Below are 10,049 nucleotides of genomic sequence, written 5' to 3'. Positions count from 1 at the left end.
GACACCCGGAGGGAACCGAACGCCCCGGACGGGGTGTTCGGTTCCCTCCGGGTGTCTACGATGAGGCCGTTCCGCCGGCGATCAACCCGCCCCGCGGACAGCTGCGTACGTCGTCCGGAAAGGCTCAGCATGCCGTTGCCCCGCCTCGGCACGCGGTCGCGTCGTCTCCGGACGGCGCCGACCGTGTTCCTCGTACTCGCCGTGGCGCTCGCCCTGGTGGCCCTGTGCACCGGCGGCTCTGAGCAGCGCAAGACCGCCACCCGGCGCCTGGTCGTCGAGGTCTCCGAGAGCCACTGCGGCCGGGGCTGGATGCGGCCCGAGCCCGGGACGCAGACCTTCGACCTGCACAACACCTCCGACGGCGCCGCCGAGGTCTACCTCGAAGACCCCGGCACCCACGCGGTGTACGGCGAGGTGGAGGACATCGGCCCCGGCACCACACGGCAGTTGACCGTCCAGGTGGGCAAGGGCGCGTACGCCTTCATGTGCGTGCCCGACGACGCCGACGCCGTCACCGGCCCCACCGTCCGGGTCACCGGCGGGCGGCGCGGCCCCGGTGCCGCCCCGGTCACCGAGCACGATCTGATCCCGCCCGCGCTCGCCTACCAGAAGTGGGTGGGCGGCGGACTCGCCACGGCCGTACGGCTTTCGGCCGAACTCAAGGACGCGATCGACCGCGGTGACCTCGCCGCCGCCCGCTCCGCCTGGCTGCCGGCGCACCTCCAGTACGAGCGGCTCGGGGCGGCGTACGACGCCTTCGGGGACGCGGACGGCGAGATCAACGGCACCGACGCCGGGCTGCCCGACGGGGTGCGCGACAAGGACTTCGCCGGGTTCCACCGCATCGAGTACGGCCTGTGGCACGGCGAGTCCGCGAGCGGACTGCGCGCCCCGGCGGCCGCCCTGGTCAAGGCGCTCACCGGGCTGCGCGACAGCTGGGCGCAGAGCCGCATGGACCCCGCCCAACTCGGGCTGCGCGCACACGAGATCCTGGAGAACACCGTCCAGTTCGAACTGACCGGCCGCACCGACTACGGCAGCGGCAGCAACCTCGCCACCGCCCGCGCCAACCTCGACGGCACCCGCGAGGTGCTGTCCCGGCTGCGTCCGCTGCTCACCACCCGGTACGCCGATCTGCCGGGCCTGGACCGGGAGTTGAAGCGGGCCGGGGAGACCCTCGACGGGTCCCGGCACGACGGGCGCTGGACCGCGCTCGATCGACTGACCCGCGCCCAGCGGGAGCGGATCGACTCCCAGCTCGACGACCTCGTGGAGCGGCTGGCGTCGGTGGCGACCCTGTGCGACCCCCGGAGGACCGTGTGAGCATCGCCGAACGACACCATGGACTGGCCCGGCGCGGCTTTCTGCGCGGCGCCGCCCTCGCCGGCGCGGGACTCGCCACCAGCGCCGCCGCCCCCGACCCGGGCCCGGCCGCCGAGGCGCCGTCCGCCCTCGCGCCGTTCCACGGCGTCCACCAGGCCTCCGCGATCGCGGCTCCCCGCCGTACCTGTGTGTTCGCCGCCCTGGACGTGACCGCCGAGAGCCGCGCCGAACTCACCGATCTGCTGCGCACCTTGACCGAGCGGGCCCGGCTGCTCACCGCCGGCGGCACCCCTGACCCGGTGGGTGTCACCGGACCGCCCGCCGACTCGGGCCTCCTCGGCGAGGAGCTGCCCGGCGGGCAGTTGGCCGTCACCGTGGGCGTCGGCGCCTCGCTGTTCGACGACCGGTTCGGGCTGACCGCGCGCAGGCCCAAGCGGCTGACCGCCATGCCCGCCTTCCCCGACGACGATCTCAAGCCCGACTGGTGCCACGGCGACCTCAGCCTCCAACTGCACGCCGACGACCCGGACACCACCCTGCACGCGCTGCGCGACATCGCCCGGCACACCCGGGGCGGCATCCAGGTCCGCTGGCGGATGGACGGCTTCGCCAGCCCGCCCCGGCCCTCCGGCACCCCGCGCAATCTGCTGGGATTCCGGGACGGCATCGCCAACCCGGACACCGCGAGCGCCCGCGAGATGGACCAACTGATCTGGGTGGACCGGGACTCGGGCGAGCCGGACTGGGCCGTCGGCGGCAGCTATCAGGTCGTACGGCTGATCCGGATGCTCGTGGAGTTCTGGGACCGGGTCTCGCTCAGCGAGCAGGAGCGGATGATCGGCCGGTCCCGTTCCTCCGGCGCGCCGCTGGACGGCGACCGCGAGCACGATGTGCCGAAGTACGCCGACGACCCCAAGGGCGATGTCATCCCGCTGGACGCGCACATCCGGCTGGCCAATCCGCGTACCCCGGACACCGCACGCCAGCGCCTGCTGCGCCGCGCCTACAACTACGACCTGGGCATGGACGCCAACGGCAATCTGGACATGGGCCTGCTGTTCTCCTGCTACCAGCAGGACCTTGTACGGCAGTTCGAGACCGTCCAGCACCGGCTGGCGGGCGAGCCGCTGACCGACTACATCAGCCCGTTCGGCGGCGGCTACTTCTTCGCGCTGCCCGGGGTGCGCGATGTCCAGGACTGGTACGGACGCGCCCTGTTCGCCTGACGTGTCCGGTCCCCCAGTGGACCGGTCCGGCCCTTTTCCCCTGGCTGACCGGGCAGTTCACCCGAACCTGTCCGGACAACCCGGCGGCTCGCTCGGTCAACACACCGTCAAGTTTTCCCACAGGTTCCCTGACTCGGTGTTCATCCACGCGACATCATTGCTCCGCCATCGCGCCCCGCAAGGAGCGCAGCATGCCTGCTCGTACACCGCACAGACGTTCTGTCCAAAGGGGTAGACCACCATGGCCAGCAGAGGAAGACGAGCCGCGATGCGCAGCCTGGGCGCGCTCGTGGGAGTCGCGGCGCTCACCGCGCTCGGCAGCAACGCGCCCGGGTGGGCGGCGACGTCCGCCCACGGTCACGGGGCCTCGTCGACCGCGACGCCGATCAAGCACGTCGTCGTGCTCTTCGACGAGAACATCTCCTTCGACCACTACTTCGCCACGTACCCGAAGGCCGCCAACACGGACGGCACGAAGTTCACGGCGTCGAAGAGCACCCCGAAGGACATCGACACCCTCGCCAACGCCGGGCTGCTGAAGCACAACCCGAACCAGTACGCGCCGAAGCGGCTGTCGCCGTCCCAGGCCCTGACCTGCGACCAGAACCACTCCTACGGTCCGGAGCAGTACGCCTACAACGGCGGCAAGGCCGACCAGTTCGTGCAGAACACCGAGGTCGACAAGTGCAGCGGCGGCCTGTTCGGCGAGCCGGGCCTGGCGATGGACTACTACGACGGCAACACCGTCACCGCGCTGTGGAACTACGCCCAGCACTACACGCTGAGCGACCGCTCCTACAGCTCCAACTACGGGCCGTCCACCCCCGGTGCGCTCAACCTGGCCTCCGGCAACACGCACGGCGTGGTCTCCATCGACCCGGCCACCGGCAAGCAGACCGACAAGCCGGACTCGTACACGGTCCAGTCCCCGGACGCCCACGGTGTCGGCACGGTCGTCAACGACCCCGACCCGGCCTGGGACGACTGCTCCGACAAGGACCACACCAGCAGCAACGCGCTGGCGTCGATGCAGGGCAAGAACGTCGGTGACCTGCTCAACGCCAAGAAGGTCTCCTGGGGTTGGTTCCAGGGCGGCTTCCGCCCGTCGACCGGGTGGGACGGCACGTCCGGCTCGTACGCGAAGTGCGACACCACGCACAACAACGTGGGCGGCACGGCCGCGGTGGACTACAGCCCGCACCACAACCCGTTCTCGTACTACAAGTCGACGGCCAACCCGCACCACCTGCCGCCGAAGTCCGTCTCCGAGATCGGCCACAACGGTCAGGCCAACCACAACTACGACCTGACCGATTTCTCCGCCGCGCTCAAGGCGGGCCACCTGCCGTCCGTCAGCTTCCTGAAGGCCGGCGAGTACCAGGACGGCCACGCCGCCTACTCGGACCCGATCGACGAGCAGCACTTCCTGGTCAACGAGATCAACGCGATCCAGAGCTCGCCGCAGTGGAAGTCCACCGCGATCGTGGTCGCCTACGACGACTCCGACGGCTGGTACGACCACGCGTTCGTCGTCCCGCGCAACGGCTCGACCGACACCTCGGTCGGTTCCAACGGCAAGGCCACCGACAGCCCGGCCTGCCAGAAGGGCCCGAAGGCGGCCGGCGGCTACGCGGACCGCTGCGGTCCCGGCACCCGTCAGCCGCTGCTGGTCATCTCGCCCTACAGCAAGGTGAACAAGGTCGACCACACGCTGACCGACCAGGCGTCCATCACCCGCTTCATCGAGGACAACTGGCACACCGGCCGCGTCGGTGACGCCTCCTTCGACGCCAAGGCGGGCTCGCTCGGCGGGATGTTCGACTTCCGGCACCCGAACAACAGGCGGGTGCTGCTGAACAGCGACGGCTCCGTGAAGTCCGTCGGCCCGATCAAGCATGTCGCCCCGGTGCACACCAGCATCACCCCGGGCCCGGCCTTCCAGACCGCGGCCGACACCTCGGACGCGTCCTTCCCGACCCTCCCGGTCGGCCTCGGCGTCGGCGCCCTGCTGGCCGCCGGTCTGACCGGCACGTACTTCACGATGCGCCGCCGTCAGCAGGTCTGACGACAGCGGGTTCCTGAGTGTGCCCCCGGCCGTCGGCCGGGGGCACACCCGTGTCCGCGCCGGAAAAACCGGTGGTCGGGGCCGTGGTCCTGCTGCTGGGATGGCGTGATGCACAGTGAGATCTCGATGACGGTGGACCGGGGCGCCTTCCCGGACGCGGTGACGCCGTGGGAGCAGGAGTCCTGGCGGGCCGCGGCCCTCGACTGGGTCCAGGAGCGGCTGGCCGAGCGCGGCCTGCGCGGGGAGGGCGAGCTCAGGGTGCGGCTGCGGCCGTGGTCGGTGCTGGCACGGGTGCCCGTGGCGGGCCGGGAGGCGGTCTGGTTCAAGGCGAACCCGCGGTCCGCCGCCTTCGAGGGCCCGCTGACCGCCGCGCTGGCCCGCTGGGTGCCCGGGCACGTGCTGGAGCCGCTGGCCGTGGACGCGGCACGCGCCTGGTCGCTGCTCCCGGACGGCGGCGATCTGTTCCGGCAGGTGCTGGCGCGGGAGCCGGTCGGACCGGAGGTCTGGGAGGACCTGCTGCGCCAGTACGCGGGCATGCAGCGCACCCTGATCCCGTACGCGGGGGAACTGGAGCGGCTGGGGGTCCCGAAGGCCCGCACCGTCGATCTGCCCGAGGTGTTCGACCGGCTGCTCGCCGCGAACACCGCGCTCGATTCCGAGGCACGCGCCCGGGTGGCGGCCGTACGGCCCCGGCTCGTGGACTGGTGCGCCGAACTCGCCGCCGTCGGCATCGAGGACACCCTCGACCACGCGGATCTGCACGACGGGCAGCTGTTCCGTCCGGCGCCGGGCCGGTTCACGTTCTTCGACTGGGGGGACGCGGCCGTGTCCCACCCGTTCTGCAGCCTCCGGGTCACCGGTGAGCAGGTGCGCGAACGGTACGGCGCACAGGCGCTGCCCCGGCTGCGCGACGCCTATCTGGAGCCCTGGACCGGCACCGGGGTCCCGGTCGCCGAGCTGCGCCGCGCCGCGAGCCTCGCCTGGCGGCTCAGCTCCCTGGGCCGCGCCGCCTCCTGGAGCCGGATGTTCCCCGACCCGGGACGCCCCGCGCCCGGCGTCACCCAGAGCGCGGAATGGCTGCTGGACCTGCTGAACGAGCCGCCGATCTAGGCCGTGTCTCTTTGGTGGGCTCATCAGTTGATCGGATGTGTCTGTCCGATTAGTGATCACTGATGCGATGTGGGACCGGATCGCGCCGCTGATGCCGGCCGATCCGGTCCGCGGGCGACGGTGGGCCGACCACCGCCGAACGCTCGAGGCCATTGCATGGAAGTACCGCACCAACTCGCCCTGGCGGGACCTCCCCGGCCGCCCGCCACGCGCCGCCGCCGGACGCCAACGCGCCTGCGGTGTACGGCGGTTGACCGTGGCGCGGTCAGGCCTCGTGGGACCGCAACTGGTTCTGGCGGGCCTTGTTGAACAGGCGCCACAGATGCTTGGCCACGGCGCACGGCGCGGAGTCGGCGCGGCACTGGCGGCAGGCGCGGGTGTGCTGCTCGTACTGGATACGGGCGTCTTCTAATGCGTCACTGACAGCAGACATGGACATCTCCGGGAAAGACATGACATCGAACGGCGCGCCGACTTGACCGGCCGATACAACCAGTCACAAAGGTGATCATGTTACTGGCGGTACTGGGAAATTCGGGGGCCTCAGGAGTCATGGATCCCGGACAGGGTCCGGGCATGCTGCATCAAGGCGGTCAGACCGACCTCGAAGGCGCGGTCGGCCCGGTGGTCGCCCGCCGCGGCGAGGGCCGCGGCCAGATGGGGCGTCGCGGCGCGGTCCGCGAGCTCCCACATCGCCTCGGGGGCGGCGAGGTCGAGGGCCGAGCCCAGCACCAGGTTCTCCAGCGCGGTGATCAGCGCCATGATCCCGGCGGGCGCGAACCCGGCGTCCAGCAGCAGAGTGACCGCCCGCTCGTATTGGTCCAGGACCCGGGGCGCGCGCACCGGCGAGGTCATCAGCAGCGGGATGGCGCGGGGGTGCGCGGCGAAGGCGGCGCGGTAGGAGCGGGCCCATGCCTCCACGGCCGTGTCCCAGGGTTCGAGGTCGAGGGTGGCGGTCTCGATCGCGGAGGCGACCCGTTCGCGCAGCAGTTCCACGATGCCGTCCCGGCCGTCCACATGGTGGTAGACCGAGCCGGTCTGCACGCCGAGCCGCCTGGCTATCTGCGGCACGCTGAAGTCGCCGCTCTCGTCGACGAGTTGGAGCGCGATGGTGGTGATGCGCTCGCGGTCGAGGAGCGAGGTGCGCGGCCGTCCCATGATCGGTGTTCTCCCTGAGGTCTTCCCGGATGCCCAACCGCAGGTTACATTGCGGAAACCGAAAGCCTTTAGGTTTACGGCTCCGGGCGCCCGCCATCCCTTCCGTGCGCCCGGCCTGCCGTACGCCCGGGAGTGTTCGCGCGGGGCCGTCGCCCCATCCGCCGCGGGCGCGCCCGCCCGTCTCCGGGACCCCCTCCCCTCCGCCGCCCGAAGGGCTCCCCCGTATGTCCGTCACCACTTCCGAACTGCCCGAGGAGAAGGCGCCGTCCGCCGCGGCCACCCTCCGCCCCGGTTCCCTCGGCACGGCCGACATCGCCTTCTTCGTCGTCTCCGCCGCCGCACCCCTGACCGTCATGGCCGGGGTCGCGCCCCTCGCGATCCTGCTGGGCGGCATAGGCGCCCCGGTCGGCTACCTCCTGGCCGGGCTGACCCTCGCCGTCTTCGCCGTCGGCTTCACCACGATGAGCCGCCATGTCACCGGCGGCGGCGCCTTCTACGCCTTCATCACCCGCGGTCTGGGCCGCCCGGCCGGCATCGGTGCCGCCCTGCTCGCGCTGCTCGGCTACAACGGCATGGAGATCGGCGTCTACGGCCTGCTCGCCTCCGCCTCCCGCGACACCCTGCACGCCCTGTTCGGCGCCGATGTGCCCTGGCTGCCCGTCTCGCTGGCCGGGCTGCTGCTCATCGGCTACGGCGGCTTCCGCTCGATCGACTTCGGGGCCAAGCTGCTCGGCGTCCTGCTGATCGCCGAGACGGGGATACTCGTCCTGCTGGCCGGCGGGGTGCTGCTGAAGGGCGGTGCGCACGGGCTGTCCCTGGCCTCGCTCGCGCCCTCACATGTGTTCGTGCCCGGCACGGCCGCCGTACTCGCCTTCGCGTTCGCCGCGTTCACCGGTTTCGAGTCGACCGTCATCTACCGCCGCGAGGCCCGCGACCCGGAGCGCACCGTGCCCCGCGCCACCTATCTGGCCGTCGGATTCCTCGGCCTGTTCTACGCGTTCGTGGTGTGGATCGCCGTCCAGGCGTTCGGCGACGACCAGGTGGTGCGCGCCGCCGGGAAGGATCCGGCCGGGATGTTCTTCACCGCGATCACCACGTACGTGGGCGGCTGGGCCGCTGATCTGATGCACGTCTTCATCGTCACCAGCGTCCTCGCCTCCCTCCTCGCCTTCCACAACGCCATCAACCGCTACGCGCTCGCGCTGGCGGAGGAGGGCGTGCTGCCCCGCCGGCTCGGCCGGATCCACCCGCGCCACCGCTCCCCGTACCTCGCCGGCATCGCGCAGACCGTGCTCGGCGCGGTGGTCGTCCTCGCCTTCTGGGCCGCGCACGCCGACCCTTACCAGCAGTTGCTGCTGTGGGTGAACACCCCGGGGATGATCGGCCTGATGCTGCTCCAGCTGCTCGCCGCGATCGCCGTGCCCTGCTACTTCCGGCGGGTGCGGCACGGCGAGGGCAGCCTGCGGACGGTGGTGGCGCCGGTCCTCGCCACGGTGCTGCTCGCGACCGCGATCGTCCTGGTGGTGGGGCACATCGACCTGTTCACCGGCGCCTCACCCGCCGTGAACACCCTGCTGGTGCTCGCGGCGCCGGTCGTCTTCCTGCTCGGCCTGTCCTTCGCGTGGTGGCTGCGGCGCAGCCGCCCTGAGGTGTACGAGTCCTTCGCCACGGAGCCGCCGACAGCGGCGCCGGCGCCGACCGAGTCCGCCGAATGACCGTCGCTCACAAAGGAGTTCATGGCATGCCCGCCGCCGATCTCGTCCTCACCGGTGCCCAGGTGCGCACCCTCGACCCCGACCGTCCCACCGCCACGGCCCTCGCCGTGCGCGAGGGGGTGATCACCGCGGTCGGGGAGGCGGCCGACGTACCGGACTGGCGCGGCCCCGGCACCGAGGTGGTCGAGCTGGGCGGGGCACATCTGGTGCCCGGCCTCGTCGACGCCCACAGCCATCCGGTGTGGGGCCTGGAGATGGCGACCGGAGTGGACCTTTCGGGCGTGCGCGATCTGGCCGGCCTGCGCGCCGAGTTGGCGGGGGCCGGGCGGATCGGGGGCTGGGTGCTCGGGCACAGCCTGGACCACAACGCCTTCGAGGGCCGCCCGATCCACCATGACCTGGTGGCCGACGTCCTCGGCGACGCCCCCGCCCTGCTGCGCCTGTACGACGGCCACTCCGCCCTCGCCAACGCCGCCGCCCTGGCCGCCGCCGGGGTGTCCGGGCCGCGCTCCTTCGACCAGCGCGCGGAGGTGGTGTGCGACGCCGCGGGCCGGCCCACCGGGCATCTGGTCGAACACGCCGCGATGGACCTGGTGACGGCCGTCGCGCCGCGCCCCTCGGACGCCGAACGCCGGTCGCGGCTCCTGGAGTTGCTGTCCGCGATGGCCGCCACCGGGCTCACCGGCGCCCATGTGATGGACGGCGGGGACCTGGAGCTGGTGGCGGCGGTGGCGCGGGAGACGGTGCTGCCGGTGCGGCTGCGGTTCGCGCCCTGGTGCATGCCGGGCGCGGACGCGCAGGCGCTGCGCGAGCTGATCGCGCTGCAGGGGCGGGGCGGCCGGCACTGGCTGGTCGGCGGGGTGAAGTTCTTCATGGACGGCACCGTGGAGGGCGGCACGGCGTGGCTGGAGCATCCCGACTGCCACGGGCGGGGCACGGACGCGTTCTGGCCGGACCCGCAGGCCTACGCCGAGGCCGTGCGCACCCTGCACTCGGCCGGGGTGCGCACCGCCACCCATGCCATCGGGGACGCCGCCGTACGACACGTACTGGACACCGTGGCCTCGCTCGGTCCGAGCGGGCGCGGGGCGCACCGGATCGAGCACATCGAGACGGCACCGGACGAACTCCTGCCCCGTTTCGCCGAGTTGGGTGTGGCGGCCTCCATGCAGCCGCCGCACACCGGGTACACCCGGGACGACGGCAGCGACGAGTGGTCCCGTCGCCTGGGCGGTGAACGGGCGGCCCGCGCCTGGCGGTTGCGGGATCTGCGGGACGCGGGCGCCACCGTCGCGCTCGGCTCGGACTGGCCCATCGCGCACTACGACGCCCGCGCCGTGCTGGCGACCGCCCGCCGTCCCAAGGGCGCCGCCGCGCATCGGGCGGGCCTGACCCCGTTGCAGGCTCTGGAGGGCTGCACCGGCCACGCGGCCGCCGCGGCGGGCGAGTCGG

The 10,049-nt window shown here is 72.2% G+C and carries 8 protein-coding genes; 7 read left to right on the top strand and 1 reads right to left on the bottom strand.

Annotation, left to right across the window (positions count from 1 at the left end; genetic code table 11):
- Window positions 1-129 precede the first annotated feature (129 nt).
- From CCN72_RS29385 to CCN72_RS41455, 5 genes are all read left to right on the top strand, one after another.
- Window positions 130-1,323 carry an EfeM/EfeO family lipoprotein gene (locus CCN72_RS29385; protein ID WP_086811002.1) on the top strand — a complete coding sequence of 398 codons (1,194 nt, stop codon included), beginning with the start codon at window positions 130-132 and terminating at the stop codon, window positions 1,321-1,323.
- On the top strand, window positions 1,320-2,549 hold the full coding sequence (gene efeB / locus CCN72_RS29380) for an iron uptake transporter deferrochelatase/peroxidase subunit (RefSeq protein ID WP_244174532.1): 1,230 nt from the start codon (window positions 1,320-1,322) through the stop codon (window positions 2,547-2,549). Before CCN72_RS29385 ends, efeB begins: the two co-directional genes overlap by 4 nt.
- 241 nt (window positions 2,550-2,790) lie before the next feature.
- On the top strand, window positions 2,791-4,614 hold the full coding sequence (locus CCN72_RS29375; RefSeq protein ID WP_086811000.1) for a phospholipase C: 1,824 nt from the start codon (window positions 2,791-2,793) through the stop codon (window positions 4,612-4,614).
- 108 nt (window positions 4,615-4,722) lie between these two features.
- Window positions 4,723-5,724 carry an aminoglycoside phosphotransferase family protein gene (locus tag CCN72_RS29370; protein WP_086810998.1) on the top strand — a complete coding sequence of 334 codons (1,002 nt, stop codon included), beginning with the start codon at window positions 4,723-4,725 and terminating at the stop codon, window positions 5,722-5,724.
- A gap of 37 nt (window positions 5,725-5,761) precedes the next feature.
- Entirely contained in the window at window positions 5,762-6,136 is a 375-nt protein-coding gene (locus tag CCN72_RS41455; protein WP_279630291.1) for a transposase, read from the top strand.
- A gap of 131 nt (window positions 6,137-6,267) precedes the next feature.
- On the opposite strand, the gene CCN72_RS29355 is transcribed toward CCN72_RS41455, so the two are convergent.
- Window positions 6,268-6,882, bottom strand: coding sequence for a TetR/AcrR family transcriptional regulator (locus tag CCN72_RS29355; protein ID WP_086810995.1), 615 nt, complete (start codon window positions 6,880-6,882; stop codon window positions 6,268-6,270).
- Between the two features lie 224 nt (window positions 6,883-7,106).
- On the opposite strand from CCN72_RS29355, the gene CCN72_RS29350 reads away from it, so the two are divergent.
- Window positions 7,107-8,597: an APC family permease gene (locus CCN72_RS29350; protein WP_086810993.1), complete on the top strand. Its 1,491-nt coding sequence runs from the start codon at window positions 7,107-7,109 to the stop codon at window positions 8,595-8,597.
- A 26-nt stretch (window positions 8,598-8,623) separates the two neighbouring features.
- Window positions 8,624-10,049: amidohydrolase (locus tag CCN72_RS29345; RefSeq protein WP_086810992.1), on the top strand; the 1,426-nt coding region annotated here is incomplete at its 3' end.

The organism is Streptomyces murinus, assembly GCF_002154555.1.
Lineage (GTDB): Bacteria > Actinomycetota > Actinomycetes > Streptomycetales > Streptomycetaceae > Streptomyces > Streptomyces murinus.
The sequence above is the reverse complement of the archived record's forward strand: the minus strand, read 5'-3'. Positions and strand labels throughout refer to the sequence as shown.